This is a genomic window from Vibrio sp. Isolate22, assembly GCF_022398115.1.
GTDB lineage: Bacteria > Pseudomonadota > Gammaproteobacteria > Enterobacterales > Vibrionaceae > Vibrio.
On record NZ_JAKEUW010000017.1, the window covers coordinates 67,968 to 89,959 of the forward strand.

General features: G+C 44.5%; 22 protein-coding genes and 1 pseudogene. 10 read left to right on the forward strand and 13 right to left on the reverse strand.

Features of this window, described 5'->3' with window-relative positions; genetic code table 11:
* Window positions 1–107: 107 nt before the first annotated feature.
* Window positions 108–998, reverse strand: coding sequence for a zinc ABC transporter substrate-binding protein ZnuA (znuA, locus tag L1D55_RS12220; RefSeq protein WP_239917590.1), 891 nt, complete (start codon window positions 996–998; stop codon window positions 108–110).
* Window positions 999–1,081: 83 nt separating this feature from the next.
* Here znuA and znuC point away from each other — a divergent pair, with 83 nt between their 5' ends.
* Window positions 1,082–1,864, forward strand: coding sequence for a zinc ABC transporter ATP-binding protein ZnuC (gene znuC, locus L1D55_RS12225; protein ID WP_102423414.1), 783 nt, complete (start codon window positions 1,082–1,084; stop codon window positions 1,862–1,864).
* Window positions 1,864–2,649, forward strand: a complete 786-nt coding sequence (gene znuB, locus L1D55_RS12230; protein ID WP_239917591.1) for a zinc ABC transporter permease subunit ZnuB — start codon at window positions 1,864–1,866, stop codon at window positions 2,647–2,649. The genes znuC and znuB overlap by 1 nt, the downstream gene beginning before the upstream one ends.
* A gap of 86 nt (window positions 2,650–2,735) precedes the next feature.
* Here the strand turns inward: znuB and sucD are convergent, their stop codons facing one another.
* From sucD to sdhC, 8 genes are all read right to left on the reverse strand, one after another.
* A complete protein-coding gene (sucD, locus tag L1D55_RS12235) occupies window positions 2,736–3,608 on the reverse strand; it encodes a succinate--CoA ligase subunit alpha (protein WP_239917592.1) in 873 nt (290 codons plus the stop codon).
* A complete protein-coding gene (sucC, locus tag L1D55_RS12240; protein WP_004737918.1) occupies window positions 3,608–4,774 on the reverse strand; it encodes an ADP-forming succinate--CoA ligase subunit beta in 1,167 nt (388 codons plus the stop codon). Before sucC ends, sucD begins: the two co-directional genes overlap by 1 nt.
* 206 nt (window positions 4,775–4,980) lie before the next feature.
* Entirely contained in the window at window positions 4,981–6,186 is a 1,206-nt protein-coding gene (gene odhB / locus L1D55_RS12245) for a 2-oxoglutarate dehydrogenase complex dihydrolipoyllysine-residue succinyltransferase (protein WP_004737917.1), read from the reverse strand.
* A gap of 21 nt (window positions 6,187–6,207) precedes the next feature.
* Window positions 6,208–9,024, reverse strand: a complete 2,817-nt coding sequence (sucA, locus tag L1D55_RS12250; protein ID WP_128159791.1) for a 2-oxoglutarate dehydrogenase E1 component — start codon at window positions 9,022–9,024, stop codon at window positions 6,208–6,210.
* Window positions 9,025–9,122: 98 nt separating this feature from the next.
* A complete protein-coding gene (locus L1D55_RS12255) occupies window positions 9,123–9,836 on the reverse strand; it encodes a succinate dehydrogenase iron-sulfur subunit (RefSeq protein ID WP_239917593.1) in 714 nt (237 codons plus the stop codon).
* Window positions 9,837–9,848: 12 nt separating this feature from the next.
* Complete coding sequence (sdhA, locus tag L1D55_RS12260; protein ID WP_239917594.1) at window positions 9,849–11,615, reverse strand: succinate dehydrogenase flavoprotein subunit; 1,767 nt, start codon at window positions 11,613–11,615, stop codon at window positions 9,849–9,851.
* Complete coding sequence (sdhD, locus tag L1D55_RS12265) at window positions 11,616–11,960, reverse strand: succinate dehydrogenase, hydrophobic membrane anchor protein (RefSeq protein ID WP_239917595.1); 345 nt, start codon at window positions 11,958–11,960, stop codon at window positions 11,616–11,618.
* Entirely contained in the window at window positions 11,954–12,346 is a 393-nt protein-coding gene (gene sdhC, locus L1D55_RS12270; RefSeq protein ID WP_239917596.1) for a succinate dehydrogenase cytochrome b556 subunit, read from the reverse strand. The genes sdhD and sdhC overlap by 7 nt, the downstream gene beginning before the upstream one ends.
* 417 nt (window positions 12,347–12,763) lie before the next feature.
* Between sdhC and L1D55_RS12275 the strand changes: the two genes are divergently transcribed.
* Window positions 12,764–14,053, forward strand: coding sequence for a citrate synthase (locus L1D55_RS12275; RefSeq protein WP_004737907.1), 1,290 nt, complete (start codon window positions 12,764–12,766; stop codon window positions 14,051–14,053).
* A gap of 372 nt (window positions 14,054–14,425) precedes the next feature.
* Here L1D55_RS12275 and L1D55_RS12280 read toward each other — a convergent pair whose 3' ends face one another.
* The gene (locus tag L1D55_RS12280; RefSeq protein ID WP_239917597.1) at window positions 14,426–15,184 is read right to left on the reverse strand and encodes a Nif3-like dinuclear metal center hexameric protein; all 759 of its coding nucleotides are present in this window, start codon (window positions 15,182–15,184) and stop codon (window positions 14,426–14,428) included.
* A gap of 115 nt (window positions 15,185–15,299) precedes the next feature.
* Here L1D55_RS12280 and L1D55_RS12285 point away from each other — a divergent pair, with 115 nt between their 5' ends.
* Window positions 15,300–16,058: a DUF1853 family protein gene (locus tag L1D55_RS12285; protein WP_239917602.1), complete on the forward strand. Its 759-nt coding sequence runs from the start codon at window positions 15,300–15,302 to the stop codon at window positions 16,056–16,058.
* A 113-nt stretch (window positions 16,059–16,171) separates the two neighbouring features.
* Here the strand turns inward: L1D55_RS12285 and pgm are convergent, their stop codons facing one another.
* Window positions 16,172–17,818 (reverse strand): phosphoglucomutase (alpha-D-glucose-1,6-bisphosphate-dependent), encoded by a 1,647-nt coding sequence (gene pgm, locus L1D55_RS12290; protein WP_239917598.1) that lies wholly within the window; start codon window positions 17,816–17,818, stop codon window positions 16,172–16,174.
* Window positions 17,819–17,910: 92 nt separating this feature from the next.
* Entirely contained in the window at window positions 17,911–18,450 is a 540-nt protein-coding gene (gene seqA, locus L1D55_RS12295; protein WP_004737903.1) for a replication initiation negative regulator SeqA, read from the reverse strand.
* A gap of 93 nt (window positions 18,451–18,543) precedes the next feature.
* Here seqA and L1D55_RS12300 point away from each other — a divergent pair, with 93 nt between their 5' ends.
* The 3 genes from L1D55_RS12300 (at window position 18,544) to fldA (ending at window position 20,224) form a co-directional block, all read left to right on the forward strand.
* Entirely contained in the window at window positions 18,544–19,305 is a 762-nt protein-coding gene (locus tag L1D55_RS12300; RefSeq protein ID WP_239917599.1) for an alpha/beta fold hydrolase, read from the forward strand.
* A gap of 108 nt (window positions 19,306–19,413) precedes the next feature.
* Window positions 19,414–19,632: a DUF2788 domain-containing protein gene (locus L1D55_RS12305; RefSeq protein ID WP_004737900.1), complete on the forward strand. Its 219-nt coding sequence runs from the start codon at window positions 19,414–19,416 to the stop codon at window positions 19,630–19,632.
* Between the two features lie 58 nt (window positions 19,633–19,690).
* A complete protein-coding gene (gene fldA, locus L1D55_RS12310) occupies window positions 19,691–20,224 on the forward strand; it encodes a flavodoxin FldA (protein ID WP_004737899.1) in 534 nt (177 codons plus the stop codon).
* 110 nt (window positions 20,225–20,334) lie between these two features.
* Here fldA and L1D55_RS12315 read toward each other — a convergent pair whose 3' ends face one another.
* Window positions 20,335–20,841 (reverse strand): DUF4442 domain-containing protein, encoded by a 507-nt coding sequence (locus tag L1D55_RS12315; RefSeq protein WP_004737898.1) that lies wholly within the window; start codon window positions 20,839–20,841, stop codon window positions 20,335–20,337.
* A 207-nt stretch (window positions 20,842–21,048) separates the two neighbouring features.
* Between L1D55_RS12315 and fcrX the strand changes: the two genes are divergently transcribed.
* From fcrX to L1D55_RS12330, 3 genes and pseudogenes are all read left to right on the forward strand, one after another.
* Entirely contained in the window at window positions 21,049–21,498 is a 450-nt protein-coding gene (gene fcrX, locus L1D55_RS12320; protein ID WP_004737897.1) for a ferric iron uptake transcriptional regulator FcrX, read from the forward strand.
* Window positions 21,499–21,648: 150 nt separating this feature from the next.
* Window positions 21,649–21,771, forward strand: a pseudogene (locus L1D55_RS12325) (transposase); the annotation flags it as partial.
* A 60-nt stretch (window positions 21,772–21,831) separates the two neighbouring features.
* A partial coding sequence (locus tag L1D55_RS12330) for a transposase (RefSeq protein ID WP_239917603.1) occupies window positions 21,832–21,992 on the forward strand: 161 nt, incomplete at its 3' end.

Here is a 21,992-nt window from a genome sequence, read left to right on the forward strand (position 1 = left end):
GCTATTTGTTGAGAGGTTTTATCTTAGCGGTCACGAAAATGCCGCAAAAAGCGGCATTATTCATAAAATATCGAGAGCAAAGTGAAGTGAAAGATACTTTCTATGAATTACTTTGCGTTTAAGCAGCTTGTGTAACTATCGGTAAGTTGCTGAAGAAAATCGAAATAACTTCCGCTCTTCACTTCAACACTAGAACCAACAGGGTCTAGTTGACCTTGCTTAGCGTTACTTCCACGAGTCACAGATTCAATCACTGCAGGCGTAAACTGAGGCTCAGAAAATACACACTGAACATTCTCGCGCACGATCGTTTTCTTAATCGCGATCAGGCTTTTTGCACCCGGTTTACGATCCGGGCTTACGGTGAAATGACCTAAGTTATTCAAGCCAAACTCTTCTTCGTAATAGCCATATGCGTCATGGAAAACGTAGTAGCCTTTGTCTTTTACTGGCGCCAGTTGCTCACGAATCGACTGTTTTTTCTCTTCCAATGCAATCAAGAATGAATCTAGGTTCTCTTGATACGCCATTGCGTTGTCTGGGTCAGTTTCAATTAGCTTGTCTGAAATGTATTTCGCAGCAACTTCAACCTGATCAATCCCCAACCAAAAATGCGGGTCGTGGCTGCCGTGGTGATGGCCTTCGTGCGCGTCATGGTCATGCTCATCGTGTCCATAAGCGCGTAAGTTGATGCCAGGGATTTTAGCGATTTCGATAACGTTATCGTTCGACTCAATCACCTTGGTCAGAAACGCTTCTAAGTCAGGACCAAACCAAACAACCATATCTGCACTATGAACTTTTTTGACATCTGATGGTTTGAGCGCATAATCGTGCGGCGAAGCATTGCTGTTCATCAACACATCCGGTTCACTAACACCTTGCGTTAGTTCTGTCACAATCATTTGAATTGGTTTGAAGCTTGTTAGAATAGTATTGGCACTTGCAACACTTGGCGCTAAAAGCAAAGTAGCAAGTATAAAAGATGAACGTGACATAATTCCTCGATAATAGAAAAGTAGCTTAGGCTTGAGGTAAATGTTACATTATAACATTGGCGAATTGCAAATGAGTTCTATTCATGGATAACTTAATCCAACTCGATTCCGTGAGCGTCGAGTTTGACGGTCGAAAAGTACTAGACAATATCTCCCTAAATCTAGAACGCGGCAGAATCACGACCCTAATTGGGCCTAATGGTGCAGGTAAATCGACCTTAGTTAAGGTTCTACTTGGCCTTCAGCACAAATATTCAGGGAAGATCACCAAATCAAAAAAATTAAAAATTGGTTATGTTCCCCAGAAACTAAAGCTGAACGACTCTCTACCACTTAATGTAGAACGTTTTCTTAAGCTCACCGGTAAATTCAGCAAACAAGAGATCTTAGAAGCATTAAAACTCGTTGGTGCTGAGCATCTAATTAAGAGCAACATGCATCAATTGTCTGGTGGTGAAAACCAACGCGTACTGATTGCTCGCTCTTTGTTGAAGAGACCCGATCTACTTGTTCTTGACGAACCTGCACAAGGCGTTGATGTACAAGGTCAAATTGATCTATACGAACTGATTGACTCTATTCGCCATCGCTTTGGTTGCGCTGTATTTATGGTGTCACATGACTTACATTTGGTGATGGCAAAAACAGATGACGTGATCTGTCTACACCACCACATCTGTTGTTCAGGTGCGCCTGCAGATATCAAACATCATCCTTCTTACATCGCCCTATTCGGTACCGCGGTGCAAGAGAGCTTGGCGTTCTACCATCACCAACATGACCACCATCACCATGACTTAGCAGGTCAGCCTGTATCTGGAGATGTACATGACTGCTCTAACCATAAACACGGACATCACCACTAATGCTTGAGTTTCTTTTACCTTCTATTCTCGCTGGCCTAGGCATTGCGCTTATTGCAGGTCCACTCGGGTCGTTCGTGGTGTGGCGTAAGATGGCGTACTTTGGTGACACATTGGCTCACGCATCGTTAATGGGTTTAGCGCTTGGTTTCCTATTCAATATTAATCTTTATTTCGCGCTGCTGATCTGCTGCTTGATGTTGGCAGTACTCCTAGTAACACTCCAAAAACAAAAGCTTGTGGCCACCGACACCCTACTCGGCATTCTTGCACACAGTGCGCTATCACTAGGCTTAGTCGCAGTTAGCTTTCTCGATAATGTTCGTGTCGACCTGATGAGCTACCTATTTGGTGATCTGCTTGCCGTTTCACCGACAGATTTAATGTTCATTTATGCAGGTGCGGCTGTCATTGGACTGGTGTTAACTATCTTTTGGCGACCGCTGTTATCGACAACGGTGAACGAAGATCTTGCAGCAGTTGATGGTATCAACATTGATTTAATGCGTCTGATTCTAATGCTACTGGTCGGCATCGTGATTGCAGTTGGTATGAAGTTTGTTGGTGCGTTAATCATGACATCATTATTGATTATCCCTGCAGCAACAGCAAGAAAGTACTCAAGTACACCTGAGCAGATGGCATTATTTGCTTCAATTATTGGCTCAATCGCAGTATGTGGCGGGCTGAGCCTATCTTGGTTCTACGACACACCAGCAGGCCCATCTGTTGTGATTAGTGCTGCTGCGATGTTTATGTTGTCTCAGATGGTTAAGAGCCGAGCTTAACGTTACGATCTCGCATCTACAAAACAATACAAAAAAGGCTTGGTCATCGACCAAGCCTTTCTATTATTTATCGCTTAAAGCGCTGATTACCAACCAGTAATCTCGCGTAGGCCTTTACCGATGTCAGCAAGAGACTTAACTGTCTTAACGCCTGCTGCTTCTAGTGCTGCAAATTTGTCTTCAGCAGTACCTTTACCGCCAGAGATGATTGCACCAGCGTGGCCCATACGTTTACCTGGAGGAGCAGTAACACCTGCGATGTAAGAAACAACCGGCTTAGTTACGTTCTCTTTGATGAACGCTGCCGCTTCTTCTTCCGCAGTACCACCGATCTCACCAATCATTACGATTGCTTCTGTCTGAGGGTCTTCTTGGAACAGTTTTAGGATATCGATGAAGTTTGAACCAGGGATTGGGTCACCACCGATACCAACACATGTAGACTGACCGAAGCCTTCGTCTGTTGTTTGTTTAACTGCTTCGTAAGTAAGAGTACCTGAACGAGATACGATACCTACTTTACCTTTCTTGTGGATATGACCAGGCATGATACCAATCTTACACTCGTCTGGAGTGATAAGACCTGGACAGTTAGGACCGATCATGCGAACGCCAGTTTCTTCTAGCTTCACTTTAACGTCGATCATATCTGTCGTTGGGATACCTTCAGTGATCGTTACGATCAGTTCGATACCTGCGTCGATCGCTTCAAGAATTGCATCTTTACAGAAAGGTGCTGGTACGTAGATAACCGTTGCTGTTGCGCCAGTTACTTCTACTGCTTCACGTACTGTGTTGAATACTGGAAGACCAAGGTGAGTTTGACCACCTTTACCAGGAGATACACCACCAACCATTTGCGTACCGTATGCGATAGCTTGCTCTGAGTGGAATGTACCTTGACCGCCAGTGAAACCCTGACAGATTACTTTAGTGTCTTTGTTAATTAATACAGACATTATTTCGCCTCCGCAGCAGCAACAACTTTCTGAGCAGCATCTGTTAGAGATTCAGCTGCAATGATATCAACATCAGAATTAGCAAGTACTTCGCGACCTAGGTCTGCGTTTGTACCTTCTAGACGAACAACAACAGGTACTGTTACGCCTACTTCTTTAACCGCACCGATAATACCTTCAGCGATCATGTCACAACGAACGATGCCACCGAAGATGTTTACTAGTACTGCGCTAACATTGTCATCAGAAAGGATAATCTTGAATGCTTCAGCTACACGCTCTTTAGTTGCGCCGCCACCTACATCAAGGAAGTTTGCTGGTTTGCCGCCGTGTAGGTTAACGATATCCATCGTACCCATTGCTAGACCCGCACCGTTAACCATACAGCCAACGTTACCATCTAGTGCTACGTAGTTTAGTTCCCACTGTGCTGCGTGTGCTTCGCGCTCATCTTCTTGAGATGGATCGTGCATTTCACGTAGCTTAGGCTGACGGTACATCGCGTTTGAGTCGATGTTGATCTTGCCATCTAGACAAAGAAGGTTGCCTTCGCCAGTAATTACTAGTGGGTTGATTTCCAGTAGAGCTAGGTCGTACTGAGCGAACATTTCACCAAGACCCATGAAGATCTTAACGAACTGTTTGATTTGATCGCCAACTAGACCAAGTTTGAACGCCAGTTCACGGCCTTGGTAAGCTTGAGGACCTACTAGAGGATCGATCGCAGATTGGTGAATCAACTCTGGAGTTTCTTCAGCGATTTTCTCGATGTCCACACCGCCTTCAGTTGACGCCATGAATACAATTTTACGAGTTGCGCGGTCAACAACAGCGCCTAGGTAAAGTTCGTTAGCGATGTTAGACGCTTCTTCAACTAGGATCTTCGTTACAGGCTGACCATTTGCGTCTGTTTGGTAAGTCACTAGGTTTTTACCTAGCCACTTTTGTGCAAACTCTTTAACGCCTTCTTTTGTGTCGTGTAGCTCTACGCCGCCCGCTTTACCACGGCCACCAGCGTGTACTTGACACTTAACAACTTTTTTCTCAGTTGAGATACGACCAGCAGCCTCGAAAGCTTCTTGTGCTGTATCACATGCGAAGCCTTCTGGTACAGGCAAACCGAATTCTGCAAACAGCTGTTTGGCTTGGTATTCATGCAAATTCATTTTGATATTCCGTTTATTTTCCCTTAAGGGATTATTATTTCCATAACGACACAGTTACCTGTGTTACGTCTGTAGGGTCTTCTCAAATCAACTGCCGTCCATTTTGTAATGGCTTAACAGCTCAAGTGAAGGCCAGGTGTTGAGCAGCCTAGCCTTTGAAACTTTTAACGTCTAGCTAACTGGAGTAACTAGACGTTTTAGCGATACTAAACGTCTAATAGCAGACGCGCAGGATCTTCTAGAAGCTCTTTGATGGTCACTAGGAAGCCAACTGATTCACGGCCATCGATTAGACGGTGGTCGTAAGAAAGCGCTAGGTACATCATTGGTAGAATTTCTACTTTGCCGTCAACAGCCATTGGACGCTCTTGGATTTTGTGCATACCCAGGATTGCCGCTTGAGGCGGGTTGATGATTGGCGTAGACATTAGAGAGCCAAATACACCACCGTTTGTGATAGTGAAGTTACCACCCATTAGCTCATCAACAGTTAGCTTGCCGTCACGGCCTTTGATCGCTAGCTCTTTGATGCCTTTTTCGATGTCAGCAAAACCTAGTGTGTCACAGTCTTTTAGTACTGGAGTCACTAGACCACGTGGCGTAGATACCGCCATGCTGATGTCGAAGTAGTTGTGGTAAACGATATCATCACCGTCGATAGATGCGTTTACTTCTGGGTAACGCTTAAGCGCTTCAGTTACCGCTTTCACGTAGAAAGACATGAAACCAAGACGCGTGTCGTGACGCTTCTCGAATTGGTCTTTGTACTGCTTACGAAGGTCCATGATTGGCTTCATGTTTACTTCGTTGAAAGTCGTCAGCATTGCTGTGCTGTTCTTCGCTTCTAGAAGACGGTTTGCAACTGTCTTACGTAGGCGAGTCATAGGCACGCGCTTCTGGCTACGAGCCGCCGCTGGCGCTTCAACCGCTGGTGCAGCTGCTGCCGGTGCCGCTTTCGCTGCCGCTAGGTGTGCGTCGATGTCTTCACGAGTAATACGACCACCAACACCAGTGCCTTTAACGTCAGCTGGTTGTAGGTTGTGCTCAGCTAGTAGGCGGCGTACAGCTGGGCTTAGTGCGTCGTTGCTCTCTTCTGTTAGCGCCGCTTTGTGACGCTTATCAGGAGATGCTTCTGTTTCTTCTGTTGTATCAGTCGTTGGCTCACCTGCAACCGCGCCAGGCTTCAACTTAGCAATAAGCTGCTTAGAAAGTACCGTAGCACCTTCGTCTTCAATAATCGCTTCCAGAACACCCGCTTCAGGAGCTGGTACTTCTAGAACTACTTTGTCTGTTTCGATATCTACAATGACTTCATCACGTGCAACCGCTTCGCCTGGTTTTTTGTGCCAAGTAGCAACTGTTGCATCAGCCACAGATTCAGGTAAATCTGGAACCAGAATTTCAATTGTCATGTCTGTATTTTCCTTTTACTTCTAGTTCTTTGGTAGGGTCAGAGCGTCATCTACTAACGCTTTTTGTTGTTTCAAGTGTACCGACATATAGCCTACAGCTGGTGATGCTGATGCAGGACGACCTGCGTATTGAATATCAGCGCCTACTGGGATAGCAGCTCGGAAGTTATGTTGGCTGCTGTACCAAGCACCTTGGTTCTGAGGCTCTTCTTGACACCAAACGTAATCAACGACATTTGTGTATTGTGCAATTGCAGCGCGAACATCCTCGTAAGGGAATGGGTATAGCTGCTCAATACGAACAATAGCAACGTCGTCTTGCTCGTTCTTACGTCTTTGGTCAAGTAGGTCGAAGTAAACCTTACCTGAGCAGAATACGACGCGTTTTACGTTCTCAGGAGCGATATCGTCAATCTCTGCGATAGCTGGTTGGAACGTACCGTCTGCTAGGTCTTCTAGAGAAGACGTACACAGCGGGTGACGAAGCAATGACTTAGGTGACATTACAATCAGTGGACGACGCATTGGTCGAACAACCTGACGGCGAATCATGTGGTAAACCTGTGCTGGTGTTGAAGGAACAACAACCTGCATATTTTGTTCAGCACATAATTGAAGGTAACGCTCAAGACGTGCAGAAGAGTGCTCTGGACCTTGCCCTTCATAACCGTGAGGAAGCAGCATAGTTAGGCCACATAGACGTGCCCACTTTTGCTCACCTGACGAAATAAATTGGTCAATAACAACTTGTGCACCGTTTGCGAAGTCACCAAATTGTGCTTCCCAAAGGGTTAGACCGCTTGGCTCTGCTGTTGCATAGCCATACTCGAACGCTAGCACTGCTTCTTCAGACAATACCGAGTCAAATACTTGGAATGGGCCCTGCTTATCATGAATATTCGCAAGAGGAACATACGTGCTTGCGTCTGATTGGTTGTGTAGTACTGAGTGACGGTGGAAGAAAGTACCACGGCCTGAATCTTGGCCAGAGATACGAATACGCTTGCCATCGTCAACAAGTGTTGCGTAAGCCAGAGTTTCAGCCATACCCCAATCGACTTGTTTCTCACCATTCACCATGGCAGTACGATCGTTGTACAGTTTATTGACTCGGCTTTGTAGCTTGTGGCTTTCTGGATATTGACAGATCTTAGTACCAAGCTCTTTTAGACGCTCGATATCAACTTTGTTATCCCAGTCGATATTCCAGTCGTGACCTAGGTAAGGAGACCAGTCTACTGAGTGAAGTGCCATTGGGCGCCACTCTTTAACCACAACTTCACCGTGATCAAGTGCATCACGATATTCGTTAACCAGTTGAGTTGCTGTATCAATACCAAACTCACCGCGCTCCATTAGCACATCAGCATACAGCTTACGTGGTGTTGGGTGCTTCTTGATTTTTTGGTACATCAAAGGCTGTGTTGCATTCGGCTCATCGGCTTCGTTGTGACCGTGGCGACGGTAACAAACTAGGTCGATAACGACATCACGTTTGAAGGTATTACGGTAATCCAGCGCTAAGCGAGCAACAAAAGCAACCGCTTCAGGATCATCAGCATTAACGTGGAAAATCGGAGCCTGTACCATCTTAGCGATATCAGTACAGTACATCGTAGAACGCGTGTCGCGAGGGTTAGATGTTGTAAAACCAACTTGGTTGTTTACAACGATGCGAACCGTACCACCTACACAGAAACCACGAGCTTGAGACATGTTAAACGTCTCTTGCACAACACCTTGACCAGCAATTGCTGAGTCACCGTGAATCGTGATTGGCAGTACACGGCTACCATCAGTATCGCCTAGGCGATCTTGACGTGCACGTACTGAACCGATAACCACTGGGTTTACGATTTCTAAGTGTGATGGGTTAAATGCTAGTGCTAAGTGAACGTTACCGCCCGGTGTCGCGAAATCCGCAGAGAAACCTTGGTGGTATTTCACATCACCAGTACCCCACGTTTCATCGTGTTTACCCGCGAATTCGTCAAACAGGTCTTGCGGCTTTTTACCAAGCACGTTAACCAGCATGTTTAGACGACCACGGTGAGCCATACCAACAACGACTTCACGCATACCTTGTCCACCAGCATGACGAATGATCTCTTTCGTCATTGGGATAAGCGCATCACCACCTTCCAACGAGAAGCGTTTCGCGCCTGGGAATTTCGCACCAAGGTAGCGCTCAAGACCTTCAGCAGCCGTTAGCTCTTCTAGGAAAGCTTGCTTTTCTTCTTTGTTGAAAGAGGGTTGACCAGACACAGACTCTAAACGTTGTTGAATCCAACGTTTTTGCTCTGTATTAGTCATGTGCATGTATTCAGCACCAATCGAACCACAGTACGTTTGCTTTAGAGATTTGTGTAAATCTTTAAGCACCATCGTCTCTTGGCCAATCGCGTAAGAGCCGACGTTAAACGTCTCATTGAGGTCTTCTTCGGTAAGAGTGTGGAAAGAAGGGTCCAGTTCATCAACTGTCGCTCTCTTCCATAAACCTAGGGGGTCTAGATTTGCTGCTTGATGCCCTCGGAATCGATAAGCATTAATCAGTTGCAGAACTTTTACTTGTTTCGCATCGACATCTGGATCACTAACTTGGACACTGTAATGCTTTGTTTCTTGAGCGAGTCGACGGAAGTATTCACGAACACGAGAGTGTGGTTGTTCCACCGCTTCTGAAGCTTGCACAGGCAATTCTTCAAAAACACTTCTCCATTCGTCACTTACCGAATCGGGGTCACTTAGATACAGTTCATAGAGTTCTTCTACGTACGTTGCATTGGCGCCAGCCAAGTGTGAAGACTCGAGCCATGCCTTCATCACGCCGTTGTGCATATTTTCCCTTAACCAGTAGTTTTCACGTTTGCTGCGGTCTATGCCGAGCTATTAAAAGGCCGCCCCAAAACTTCTAGGGCGGCAATTTTTTTTATAACTTAAACCGAACGATTCACTAACATGGTCTTGATGTGACCAATCGCTTTCGTCGGATTTAATCCCTTAGGACAAACACTTACACAATTCATGATGCCATGGCAACGAAAAACGCTAAATGCATCATCAAGATCAGACAAACGTTCATCTGTCGCAGTATCTCGGCTATCAATTAGCCAACGGTACGCGGCAAGTAGGCCTGCTGGTCCGATGAACTTGTCAGGGTTCCACCAGAACGATGGGCATGACGTTGTACAACATGCACACATGATACATTCGTACAGTCCATCTAAATGAGCACGCTCATCAGGGCTTTGTAAGTTTTCACGTGCCGGTGGTGGTGTATTGCCATCAGACACTAAGAATGGTTTTACTTTTTCGTAGTTATCGTAGAACTGAGTCATGTCGACAATCAGGTCACGAACAACTGGTAAGCCAGGCAGCGGGCGAATCACGATCTTATCGCCTTTCAAAGCAGATAGAGGCGTGATACACGCTAGACCGTTTTTACCATTCATGTTCAGACCATCCGAACCACATACACCTTCACGGCATGAGCGGCGGAAAGCGATCGTTGGATCTTGTTCTTTCAATAGAATAAGCGCATCCAGAAGCATCATGTCTGAACCTTCATCCACCTCTAGGGTGTATTCCTTCATGTAAGGCTTTTGGTCGACATCTGGATTGTAACGGTATAAAGAGAAATTCAGTTTCATGGTCATGTCTCCTTAGTACGTACGTGCTTTTGGCGGGAACGCTTCACGATGGATAGGTTCCATGTTTACGTTACGCTTAGTCATGCTTTCTGACTCAGGATTGTAAAGCGTGTGGCATAGCCATTGCTCATCATCACGATCAGGGAAGTCAAAACGAGCATGTGCACCACGGCTTTCTGTGCGGTAGTTTGCCGCCACAGCTGTCGCGTAAGCTGTTTCCATTAGGTTTTCAAGCTCTAGACACTCAATACGCTGCGTGTTGAACTCAGTAGACTTATCTGAAAGGTGTGCATTCTTCAGACGCTCACGAATCGCTTTAAGCTCTTCTAGGCCGTCAGCCATTGCTTGACCTTCACGGAATACAGAGAAGTTGTTCTGCATACATTGCTGTAGATCTTTACGGATTTGCGCTGGATCTTCGCCGTCTGTGCTGTTTTCCCAACGGTTGTAGCGCTCTAGAGAACGAGCGATATCTTCTTCCGTTGCCGGTTTCGCATCAGCTTGCTTCTTCAGAGTCTCACCTAGGTGCAGACCTGTCGCACGACCGAATACAACCAAATCAAGCAGTGAGTTACCACCTAGACGGTTAGCACCGTGTACTGATACTGAAGCAATCTCACCACAAGCAAATAGACCTTGTACTTCTACATCGCTACCATCTGCACCCTGCTTAATCGCTTGGCCAGAAACTTGTGTTGGTACACCACCCATCATGTAGTGACATGTTGGGATTACTGGGATTGGCTCTTTTACTGGATCAACGTGTGCGAATGTACGAGACAGTTCACATACACCAGGTAGACGAGACTCAAGTGTTTCTTTACCTAGGTGGTCCAGTTTCAGTTTGATATGTGGACCCCAAGGGCCGTCACAACCACGACCTTCACGGATTTCAACCATCATTGAACGAGCAACAACGTCACGACCCGCTAAGTCTTTCGCGTTTGGAGCGTAACGTTCCATGAAACGTTCGCCGTCTTTATTTAGAAGGTAACCACCTTCACCACGACAGCCTTCTGTTACAAGAACACCTGCGCCAGCAATACCCGTTGGGTGGAACTGCCACATTTCGATATCTTGCATTGGAACGCCAGCACGAATCGCCATGCCAACACCATCACCAGTATTGATGTGTGCGTTAGTTGTCGATGCGTAGATACGACCAGCACCGCCAGTCGCTAAGATCGTTGCTTTCGCTTTGAAGTAGCATACTTCACCTGTTTCCATGCAAAGTGCTGTTGTACCAAGAATGGCACCATCTTCGTTCTTCACAAGATCAAGCGCGTACCACTCAGAGAACACGGTTGTTTTGTGTTTGATGTTTTGTTGGTAAAGCGTGTGTAGCAATGCGTGACCAGTACGGTCAGCTGCTGCAGCGGTACGAGCCGCTTGCTCACCACCAAAGTTTTTCGATTGGCCACCAAAAGGACGTTGGTAAATGGTGCCGTTGTCGAAACGAGAAAATGGAAGACCCATCTTTTCTAGTTCGATAACTGATTCTGGGCCATTTTTACACATGTATTCGATAGCATCTTGGTCACCGATGTAATCAGAACCTTTTACTGTGTCGTACATGTGTTGTTCCCAGTGATCTTCGTGCGCATTACCTAGCGCAACCGTAATACCACCTTGAGCAGATACGGTATGAGAACGAGTTGGGAAAACTTTAGAAAGCAATGCACATGATAGGCCTTGCTCTGAAATTTGCAGTGCGGCACGCATACCAGCACCACCAGCGCCGATAACTACGGCATCAAACTCACGAACAGGAATAGTCACTTACGCACCCCACAAAATAAACAGACCAGAGAATAAATATCCAAGAAGAACCGCAACTACACCTACTTGAAGACCAACACGCAGTTTAGCGCACTTGATGTAGTCGGTTAGCACTTGCCATAGGCCGATCCAAGCGTGAACAAGAACCGAAGTAAGCGCTAACATGGTAAATACTTTAGTGAAGGTTCCACCAAAGAACTGAGTCCATGATACGTAAGAGATATCGGTGAAGGCACAAAAGCTCACCAAATAAATTGTATATAGCGTCATAATGATTGCAGTTGCACGAATCAATAAGAAATCGTGAACGCCATTACGGCCAAATGTCGAAACGTTGTTTACCATACTAAGATCCCCGCTAGTAGAGACAATACCGCTGTCGCTGCGAATGCAACCTTAGCGCTCTTCGCGCCAGATTCCAGCTCTTCAAAGTGACCTAAGTCCATAAGAAGGTGACGAATACCACCAGCAATGTGGTAAGCCAAAGCGGTTAAAATGCCCCACAGAATAAACTTCACTAAGAAACCATCGACAATGTCGCTAGCTTCCATAAAGCCTACTGGGGATGAGAGGGAAATGGATAGTAACCAAAGCAAAATTCCAATCGCAACAAAAGTAATCACCCCAGACACACGGTGTAGGATGGAAGCTATTGCAGTGATCGGAAAGTGGATGGTCTGTAAATCTAAATTAACAGGTCTTGTCTTTCTTTCTTTCACGGGCTTGCTCACTCAGCTCCATTGAGCATTATGGTCATTAAATAACCTTATGATATTGTTATGGACAAAATTTGATCGCAAACCTTCAAAATTTAACATTAACTTAACAAATAACTGAAGTTGAGCCTTAGATAATTGTAAAATAATTGTTAACAACAAGATTAAGATAGACACCTCACATTTCTTCTTAGCCTTGCATTTATAAGGTTTTAACCAAATTTTTCATCGCCACTATACGGTCGGCAACATTCTAATACAATTGATGTAACAAATAATGCTACACAGACCAGATTTTTAACGAATTTAATGTAAAAAACACTAACAAGTGCACACAAAGCTGCAGAAAAATTGACTTTCCCACGTAAGACCAGTAAAAAAATGGCACATAAACATCCTGGACGGATTAAATAATAAACAAAGGAGATTGTTATGGCGGATAAGAAAGCTACCCTTCACATTGAAGGTCAAGCGCCAATCGAGCTGCCGATTACAGAAGGTGTACTAGGTACTCCAGTGATCGATGTTCGTACACTAGGTTCTAATGGTTTTTTCACTTTTGACCCTGGTTTTCTTGCCACTGCATCTTGTGAGTCTCAAATCACTTTTATTGACGGTGGTAAAGGTATCCTTTTACACCGTGGTTATCCAATTGACCAACTTGCCAATAACGCTGATTACTTAGAAGTATGTTACATACTTCTTTACGGTGAAGCCCCATCTCGAGCTGAATACGAAAAGTTCAAGACTACCGTGACACGTCACACTATGGTACACGAGCAAATTGCTAGTTTCTTCCACGGCTTCCGTCGTGATGCTCACCCTATGGCTGTAATGTGTGGTGTAGTAGGCGCTCTAGCAGCGTTCTACCACGACTCACTTGATATCAACAACGATACACACCGTGAAATTGCGGCTTACCGTCTAATTTCAAAAATGCCAACACTGGCAGCAATGTGTTACAAATATTCTATTGGTCAGCCGTTTATCTACCCACGCAACGACCTAAGCTATGCAGAAAACTTCCTACACATGATGTTCGCAAACCCATGTGAAGAGTACGAAGTAAACCCTATCGTAGCTCGTGCAATGGATAAGATTTTCACCCTACACGCAGACCACGAACAAAACGCTTCGACATCTACAGTACGTCTATCCGGTTCATCTGGTGCTAACCCGTTTGCATGTATCGCAGCAGGTATCGCATCACTTTGGGGCCCAGCTCACGGTGGTGCAAACGAAGCATGTCTACGTATGCTTGAAGAGATCGGTAGCGTAGATAACATCGAAGAGTATGTTGCAAAAGCGAAAGACAAAGATGACCCATTCCGTTTGATGGGCTTCGGTCACCGCGTTTACAAGAACTACGATCCACGTGCAACAGTAATGCGCGAAGCGTGTCACGAAGTACTTAAAGAGCTAAACATCCAAGATCCATTACTTGACGTAGCAATGGAACTTGAGCGTATCGCTCTTTCTGATGAATACTTTGTGTCTAAGAAGCTATACCCGAACGTAGACTTCTACTCAGGTATCATTCTGAAAGCTATCGGTATTCCAGTATCTATGTTTACAGTAATCTTCGCGATGTCTCGTACTATCGGTTGGATTGCACACTGGAACGAAATGCACAGCGACCCAACAAACCGTATCGGTCGTCCTCGTCAGCTATACACTGGTGAAGAGCAACGTGACTTTAAAGCACTTCACGAACGTGAATAATTGCGATTAAAGTATGATTGTTAAAAAGGGTTGATGCGAAAGCATCAACCCTTTTCTTTTATATGCTCGTAACTCTGTCATCCTCAAGAACGAGGAACGAGTGAGTTGGGGATCTCATTCAAAGAGTAGATAGCCCAAAGAGATTCCCTACTCCCTCCTTCGTCAGTCTAGGGAATGACTGATTCGGATATCCCCCTTTAGCGTTCTGACTAGCGCGTCACATAGGCGGATACAAATTTATAGTTGCTCGTCATCCCCAAGAGCGAGGGACGAGTGAGTTGGGAATCTCACGAAGCGTATATAGAAACTTACGAAGCTCCTCAAAGGTTTAAGGGACACTCTCTACTCGCATCCCTAATCCCACACCTATTCTTAAACAGGGTTGTCGATATCGATAAACTCAACATCCAAGCCGTGCTCTTTTGCTAACCACTCACCTAGTGCCTTCACGCCGTAGCGTTCTGTCGCATGGTGACCCGCAGCAAAATAATGGATATCTTGCTCACGAGCCGAGTAAGTTGTTCGTTCGGAAATTTCGCCAGAGATAAATGCATCAATACCTTGAGAAGCAGCAAGCTCAATGTAGTCTTGACCACCGCCAGTACACCAACCTACTGTTTCAATCATTTTATCGGCGTTCTCTGGAGCAATATGTAACGGCTTACGATTCAGCACTTGATCAATTTTTGCTGCAAACTCAGCACCTGTCATTGGTGTCTTCAATCTACCAAACATTGCGACTGACTGAGGGTGCCCTTCCAAACCACCTTCAACATCAATCTCAAGTAACTCTGCCAATTTTGCGTTATTACCAAGCTCGGGGTGAATATCAAGAGGAAGATGGTAGCCTATTAGGTTGATATCGTTTTTAATCAAGGTACGAATACGCTTACCTTTCATGCCGCGAATCGCTTCCGGCTCACCTTTCCAAAAGAAACCATGGTGAACTAACAAAGCGTCAACCTTTAGCTCAACCGCTTTATTGATCAAAGCTTGTGAAGCCGTGACACCAGTAACGATACGTTTTACCTCAGCAGTACCTTCTACTTGAAGACCGTTTGGGCAGTAATCTTTAATCTGCTGTGGCTGCAGTTTTTCGTTAAGTAGCTTTTCTAATTGTAAGTTATTCATTTTTATTTCCAGCTTACCTTTATAATAACGTCGTTATATCAATTTACGGGTAGAATGTCGAAAGCCCTTCCACTCTGTTTCTAGAGAACAGATGACTGAAGTTTACGAGGAACCGATGACCGAACTGCAACGCTTTTATCAATGGGTGATTAGCTCACCACCGCTACTAGAAATCAAGCCGCACATTTCTGGTCTCACTGTGTTCTCAAACCACCAAAAGCTCGACGATACACATACTTATGATGGAAACCCTAGATTAGGCTTCCTCTACCAACACCTATGTGAACAAGTCATCATCACTTCGGATAATTATTCAATCAAGCACGATGAAATTCAGATTAATGTTGAGGGAAGAACACTCGGCGCAATCGACTTTATCCTGGAAGACACAAGTAGCCAAAAATTAGAACACTGGGAAGTGGCAATTAAGTTTTACCTACTTCACGAGCAAACATGGTTCGGCCCAAACTCTCATGACCAATTAGATAAGAAGCTCGATAGAATGCTCAGCCACCAGCTTGGTATGTCATCTTCAGCCGCCTTTATTGAGCAGTACCCAGAGATCGATGTCGACTCAAAACATCTTTTGATGCAAGGTCGCCTCTATACCAATCCATTTCTAGAACAAAACGTACCTACAGAGTGTTTGGGCTACGACATTAACCCAAGCCAAGTAAACGGATTTTGGTGCTATCAAAATCAGGCACACCAGATTACCGAAACACTCTACCCTCTAACCAAAGAGCAATGGGCCGCAGGAACGGATGATTTCAGTGGTGAACCTATCACAGAATTTGGTGACCGCTTCGTTCATGGGCAAACTAAGTCTGGTCAATTCTGGTTTGTGATGCCACAAAGTTGGCCACATGGTTAGACGCTCTCGTTTACCCTTCCTTTGTTATTCACAATCCGACCAACTAAAAAGGGCTGATGCTTACACATCAACCCTTCCATTATTTGCTTTATAACGCTATGAATCGTATTCGATTATAGACCTGCAGCAGCAAAGACTTGGTTAACAATCTCTTGAGCTTCTGCTTCGATCGCTTTTAGGTGTTCTTCACCTTTAAAGCTCTCACAGTAGATTTTGTAGATGTCTTCCGTGCCCGATGGACGAGCAGCAAACCAACCATTTTCAGTTGTCACTTTAAGACCACCGATTGCTGCACCATTACCAGGAGCATGCGTCAAGCGAGCAGTAATCGCATCACCAGCAAGTGTTTCAGCAGATACCATCTCTGGAGATAGCTTCTTAAGCACGTCTTTTTGCGCACCATTTGCTACCGCTTGAATACGGTTGTACTTAGATTCGCCGTGTTTAGCAGCTAGCTCTTCATAGTACTCTTGTGGATTCTTACCAGTCACCGCAGTGATCTCAGCCGCCAATAGGCAAAGAATTAGGCCGTCTTTATCTGTTGACCAAGGTGTACCGTCTTTACGTAAGAAAGAAGCACCCGCACTCTCTTCACCGCCGAAGCCAAACTGACCGTTGTATAGGCCATCAACGAACCATTTGAAACCAACTGGTACTTCGCAAAGTTCGCGACCTAAATCAGCTACTACGCGGTCGATCAATGCACTTGATACCAAAGTTTTACCAACAGCCACTTCTTTGCCCCAACCTTCACGGTTACGGTATAGGTAGTCGATACAAACCGCTAGGAAGTGGTTAGGGTTCATTAGGCCTTTAGGCGTAACAATACCGTGACGATCGTAATCTGGGTCGTTACCAAACGCTAGTGCGTACTCATCTTTAAGCGCAAGTAAGCCTGCCATTGCATATGGTGAAGAACAATCCATACGAACCACGCCATCTTTATCTAGAGACATGAATTGGAAAGAAGGGTCAACCGCTTCACTTACCAAAGTAAGATCTAAGTTGTACGCTTTACCAATTTGACGCCAGTAATCGATGCCGCTTCCGCCCAGTGGATCAACACCAATTTTGATGTTCGCTTTCTGGATAGCTTCCATATCAACCACGTTAACTAAATCAGCAACGTATGGAGCAACTAGGTCGACTTCTTTCACTAACTCAGACTGTTTAGCCTGTGAGATAGGCGTGCGTTTAACACCTTGCATTTGCTCAGAAATAATAACGTTCGCACGATCTTCAATAGCTTGCGTTAGTTCCGCTTCAGCAGGACCACCATGTGTCGGGTTGTATTTGATACCGCCGTCTTGAGGTGGGTTGTGTGAAGGTGTAATAACAATGCCATCGGCTTTTTTGTCATTCACTAGGTTGTGCGTAAGAATCGCGTGCGAGATACCAGGTGTTGGAGTAAAGCCATTGTTTTCTTGAATAATAACTTCAACATCGTTCGCTACAAGTACTTCGATTACCGTAGAAAACGCAGGTTCAGATAGCGCGTGCGTATCTTTACCTAAGAAAAGTGGACCTGTTGTACCTTGCTCAGCACGCACTTCAGCCACTGCTTGTGCAATCGCTAGAATGTGGTTTTCGTTAAATGTTGATTTGTCTGCAGTACCACGGTGACCTGAAGTACCAAACAGTACTTTGTGATCTGGGTTAGTCGCATCCGGTTGCTGTAAGAAATAGTTAGCCACTAAAGCCGGAATATTATGAAGATCTTCCTGCTGAGCTTTTTGCCCAGCACGAGGGTGCATAGCCATTTTTCGACATCCTTATATATAAAATTTAAAAACAAAAAAACCTCATAATATCTTCTTATCCATGGATATTATGAGGTTTAAATCAGATTTCGTTAAATTGAACCTGTTACTTTTTCGATCAATTCTGCTTGGAAATTCATGCGGCTCATAAGCTGTTCAACCATCTGTCTCTTACGGCTAGTATTATTATTTGTAATAACCCAAAAAGGACTTTGTGGGATGGCTTTAGGCTTAGTCGTGTTGCCGTTTGCTAACAACGTCGCTTCGTTATCGGCAAAGTAAACACGCTTACGGCCTTTTACTTGAGTTGCTTCTGAAAAGCTTTCAGGGTCGATTTTATGCAGTGTTGATAACACCAACATGAAACGATCAATGGCTTTCTTTAGTGACGCAAACTCATCTGATATTAGTAGTGAGCGCATTTCTTTAACGCCATCGAACTTCTCTGGAGTAAAGCCTACCTCTTTGCTAACAACGATACCTTTCGGCTCTACGATCTCTTCGATCGGAGCCATGCCTTGGCTATCAACCTGTAACAAGCGGCGCAGAATATCTGAAGCGCTTTCGCCAATACGTTCTGTCTGACCCGCAATAAAACGGTATAGGTCCTCATCAACCTCAATTGTTTTCATTCGCTTTTCACAATCTCAATGTTTAAACTCAGGGGGATTATAGCGAGATCCGCGCGGATACTCTACGTCAAACCCACCATGAATAAGATAAAAATGTCAGTACAGCTCAACTATAAAATCGAAGGTGAGGGTCACACCATAGTTTTGATCCATGGATTATTCGGTAATCTGGACAACCTAGGCTTGCTGGCCAGGGATCTAAAAGTCGATCATCAGGTACTAAGTATCGATCTTCGTAACCACGGACAATCCTTCCACAGCGATACTCATAATTACCAAGCGATGGCACAAGATGTCGCTCAACTGTTGAAAGATCTCGAGCTGAATGATGTTACTGTCATTGGTCATTCGATGGGCGGCAAAGTTGCTATGGCGCTTACCCAACATCTAGAACTGCGCAAACTGATTGTATTGGACATGGCACCGGTCGCTTACACCCAAAGCCGTCACGACAACGTATTCGCTGGCCTACAGGCAGTAATGGAAGAAAAGCCAGTATCTCGTGCCGAAGCTCTTAAAGTGCTAGCCAAACATATCGAAATAGACGGTGTTCGCCAATTCTTAACGAAGTCACTGTTTAAGTCAGAACAAGGCATTATGGAGTGGCGCTTTAACGTCGCATCTCTGCTCGCCAACTATGCACACATCATTGGTTGGGAACCGATCGACAAAACCTCAGTCAAAACCTTACTAATAAAAGGTGGGGATTCTGACTACCTCACGGCTGAGCACCAAACTGCGGTACAACAGCAATTTTCTAACGCAAAGGCGCACGTTATTGCGAATACAGGCCACTGGCTACACGCAGAAAAGCCAGCTGAAGTGCTGAGAGCAATTCGAAAATTCATCGCTTAAGCGCGCTTTTTCATGCAGATAAATGAGAGCTGAGTAATCACTGCACATTAACTTTATCTCGCAACAGTGATATAGTGCGCCCAAGCAAAATTGGTATATAAGGTTCCCATGCTTTACGACTACATGAACATCATTGAATCTGTTGGTTTAGATCTCCTATTTGCCGCGATTTTCTTTTTGATCGGTATGGCAATTAAGGACGTTCTCAAGCAAGGAAATGTTCCTCCATTTGGTCGTCGCATTGTGTGGTTAGTACTTTTCCTTGGCTGTGCAGGTTTTATCGCCAAAGGGATAATCCAACTAAGCTGGGAAGGAACCGGGATCTAACGATTCCCCTCCGAACTTTATTACACCGACAACAGACAAAATGAAAGGTAATGATTCTATGGCAAGTGTAGGTCTCTTCTTTGGTAGCGATACAGGTAACACTGAAGCTGTTGCTAAGATGATTCAAAAGCAATTGAGCAAACAGCTCGTTCACGTTCAAGACATTGCAAAAAGCAGCAAAGAAGATATCGATAACTTCGATCTACTGCTGCTTGGTATCCCTACGTGGTACTACGGTGAAGCACAATGTGATTGGGATGATTTCTTCCCAGAGCTAGAAGCTATTGATTTCTCAACTAAGCTTGTTGCTATCTTTGGTTGTGGTGACCAAGAAGATTACGCAGAATACTTCTGTGATGCTATGGGTACTATCCGTGACATCGTTGAAGCGAAAGGCGGTACTATCCTAGGTTACACTTCTACTGAAGGCTACGAGTTCGAAGCATCGAAAGGTCTAGTTGAAGGCGATGACAGCCAATTCGTTGGTCTATGTATCGATGAAGACCGTCAACCAGAGCTAACTGATGAGCGTGTATCTAACTGGGTTAAACAAATCCACGAAGAGATGTGCCTAGCAGAGCTTGAAGACTAATTCTCTGGCAGTTGTCCATTGTTACAATTAGTGACAACTCTCTAGATATGAAAAAACCTCCTAATTGGAGGTTTTTTTCTATTTATCTATATAGGATCTGTTTGTCTAAATTAGCACTCTGCTTCTAATGCTTCGTCATCATCTCTGAATTGTGGCTTCTTTCTGACATAAAGCGTACGCTGAATTTCTGAGACCACATTGCCCTGTTTATCTTTGACATAAATAATAAACTCAGGAAAACACTTCTCACCAAGTTGAGTCTGACGGTAGATCTCATCAAGCTGACCTTGGCTTATTTCAAAGTCTGCATACAGATCTGACTGACCAGGCTTAATGAAGTTAATGCTCGCCTCTTTATCCCACACATAATACCTTTCACCTAAAATTCCCATTAACATCAATGAGTAAACAGGATCCGTGAGAGAAAATATGCTACCGCCATACTGAGTACGATTGGCATTTTTGTTCCACCAGCGCAACTTAAGCACTGTTTTTACTACCCTAAAATCCGAACTAATATGGGCTATCTTTATCCCTGCTCCCCAAAATGGAGGCCAGATATTAAGAGCGAATTTTACGATGTTTGGTTTGTATATTTTTGCAAGTTGCTTATTCATAACAACATTCCGTGTTCATATTAGAATGACCGCCACCTTGACTGGTCGTACCTCCACTATAAGTGAGATACTTCCAATTTACAAAACAGATTGTGATGTTGATTAGTAACCCTTTGAAGTTCGTGGTTTATTGTTATGCCTGACTAAACTATAATGGTATTAATATTGAATTCTGTTAATTGCTGCAGATCATCAACAGGAAAGTATATGTCAGACAATAATCAAGCGCTAAAAGATGCTGGTCTTAAAGTGACCCTCCCAAGGCTCAAAATTTTAGAAGTATTACAACAACCAGACTGCCAACATATTAGTGCTGAAGATTTATATAAAAAGCTGATCGACTTAGGTGAAGAGATCGGGCTCGCGACCGTTTATCGAGTATTAAACCAATTCGATGACGCTGGCATTGTAACTCGCCACCATTTTGAAGGCGGTAAGTCTGTATTCGAACTTTCAACACAGCACCACCACGATCACCTAGTATGTTTAGATTGTGGCGAAGTTATCGAGTTCTCTGATGACATCATCGAAGAGAGACAAAAAGAGATAGCGAAGCGTTACAACGTTCAGCTAACGAACCACAGTTTATACCTTTACGGTAAAAGCATGACGGGTGATTGCAAAGGTAACCCAGACGCGCACAAACCGAAAAATTAAAAAAAACGCTGACTTCGGTCAGCGTTTTTTATTTTCAGCCCTAAACCACCTACTTCAGTAGGTGGTTATCATTCAGTTTGGCTTTGCCTGTAGTTCTACCCATGTTAAATGCTCCCTTGATTTTTAGCGAAGTCAAAGAGGACAAATAACATGAGCAGATATAATCAAGCTTCCCACATATTTTGGAGATGTCAATATCACATAGTGTGGACACCAAAGTATCGATTTAGGATTTTGAAAAACAATGTAGGTAAAGAAGTTTATCGATGTATGATCCGCCCCAGCAGTTTTGGACACTGAGTTAAGTGAGTACAATCACTAACGAGGTGAACAATGACAACTAAGAAAACTAGAATTAAACATTCCCCTGAATTTAAAGCAGAAGCCCTGAAGTTAGCAGATAAAGTGGGAGTAGCTGCGACAGCAAGACAGCTTTCTTTACATGAATCTCAAATCTACGGGTGGCGAAAGAACTCGAAGAAAGACACCAGTAC

Excerpts from the sequence above, each read along its gene's own strand:
- sucD (WP_239917592.1), bottom strand. The coding sequence starts at position 3,608 with ATGTCTGTATTAATTAACAAAGACACTAAAGTAATCTGTCAGGGTTTC.
- pgm (WP_239917598.1), bottom strand. The coding sequence starts at position 17,818 with ATGGCTATGCACCCTCGTGCTGGGCAAAAAGCTCAGCAGGAAGATCTT.
- sucC (WP_004737918.1), bottom strand. The coding sequence starts at position 4,774 with ATGAATTTGCATGAATACCAAGCCAAACAGCTGTTTGCAGAATTCGGT.
- L1D55_RS12285 (WP_239917602.1), top strand. The coding sequence starts at position 15,300 with ATGACCGAACTGCAACGCTTTTATCAATGGGTGATTAGCTCACCACCG.
- L1D55_RS12315 (WP_004737898.1), bottom strand. The coding sequence starts at position 20,841 with ATGAATAAGCAACTTGCAAAAATATACAAACCAAACATCGTAAAATTC.
- fcrX (WP_004737897.1), top strand. The coding sequence starts at position 21,049 with ATGTCAGACAATAATCAAGCGCTAAAAGATGCTGGTCTTAAAGTGACC.
- L1D55_RS12275 (WP_004737907.1), top strand. The coding sequence starts at position 12,764 with ATGGCGGATAAGAAAGCTACCCTTCACATTGAAGGTCAAGCGCCAATC.
- odhB (WP_004737917.1), bottom strand. The coding sequence starts at position 6,186 with ATGACAATTGAAATTCTGGTTCCAGATTTACCTGAATCTGTGGCTGAT.
- fldA (WP_004737899.1), top strand. The coding sequence starts at position 19,691 with ATGGCAAGTGTAGGTCTCTTCTTTGGTAGCGATACAGGTAACACTGAA.
- sdhD (WP_239917595.1), bottom strand. The coding sequence starts at position 11,960 with ATGGTAAACAACGTTTCGACATTTGGCCGTAATGGCGTTCACGATTTC.
- seqA (WP_004737903.1), bottom strand. The coding sequence starts at position 18,450 with ATGAAAACAATTGAGGTTGATGAGGACCTATACCGTTTTATTGCGGGT.
- L1D55_RS12255 (WP_239917593.1), bottom strand. The coding sequence starts at position 9,836 with ATGAAACTGAATTTCTCTTTATACCGTTACAATCCAGATGTCGACCAA.
- sucA (WP_128159791.1), bottom strand. The coding sequence starts at position 9,024 with ATGCACAACGGCGTGATGAAGGCATGGCTCGAGTCTTCACACTTGGCT.
- L1D55_RS12280 (WP_239917597.1), bottom strand. The coding sequence starts at position 15,184 with ATGAATAACTTACAATTAGAAAAGCTACTTAACGAAAAACTGCAGCCA.
- L1D55_RS12305 (WP_004737900.1), top strand. The coding sequence starts at position 19,414 with ATGCTTTACGACTACATGAACATCATTGAATCTGTTGGTTTAGATCTC.
- L1D55_RS12300 (WP_239917599.1), top strand. The coding sequence starts at position 18,544 with ATGTCAGTACAGCTCAACTATAAAATCGAAGGTGAGGGTCACACCATA.
- znuC (WP_102423414.1), top strand. The coding sequence starts at position 1,082 with ATGGATAACTTAATCCAACTCGATTCCGTGAGCGTCGAGTTTGACGGT.
- znuB (WP_239917591.1), top strand. The coding sequence starts at position 1,864 with ATGCTTGAGTTTCTTTTACCTTCTATTCTCGCTGGCCTAGGCATTGCG.
- znuA (WP_239917590.1), bottom strand. The coding sequence starts at position 998 with ATGTCACGTTCATCTTTTATACTTGCTACTTTGCTTTTAGCGCCAAGT.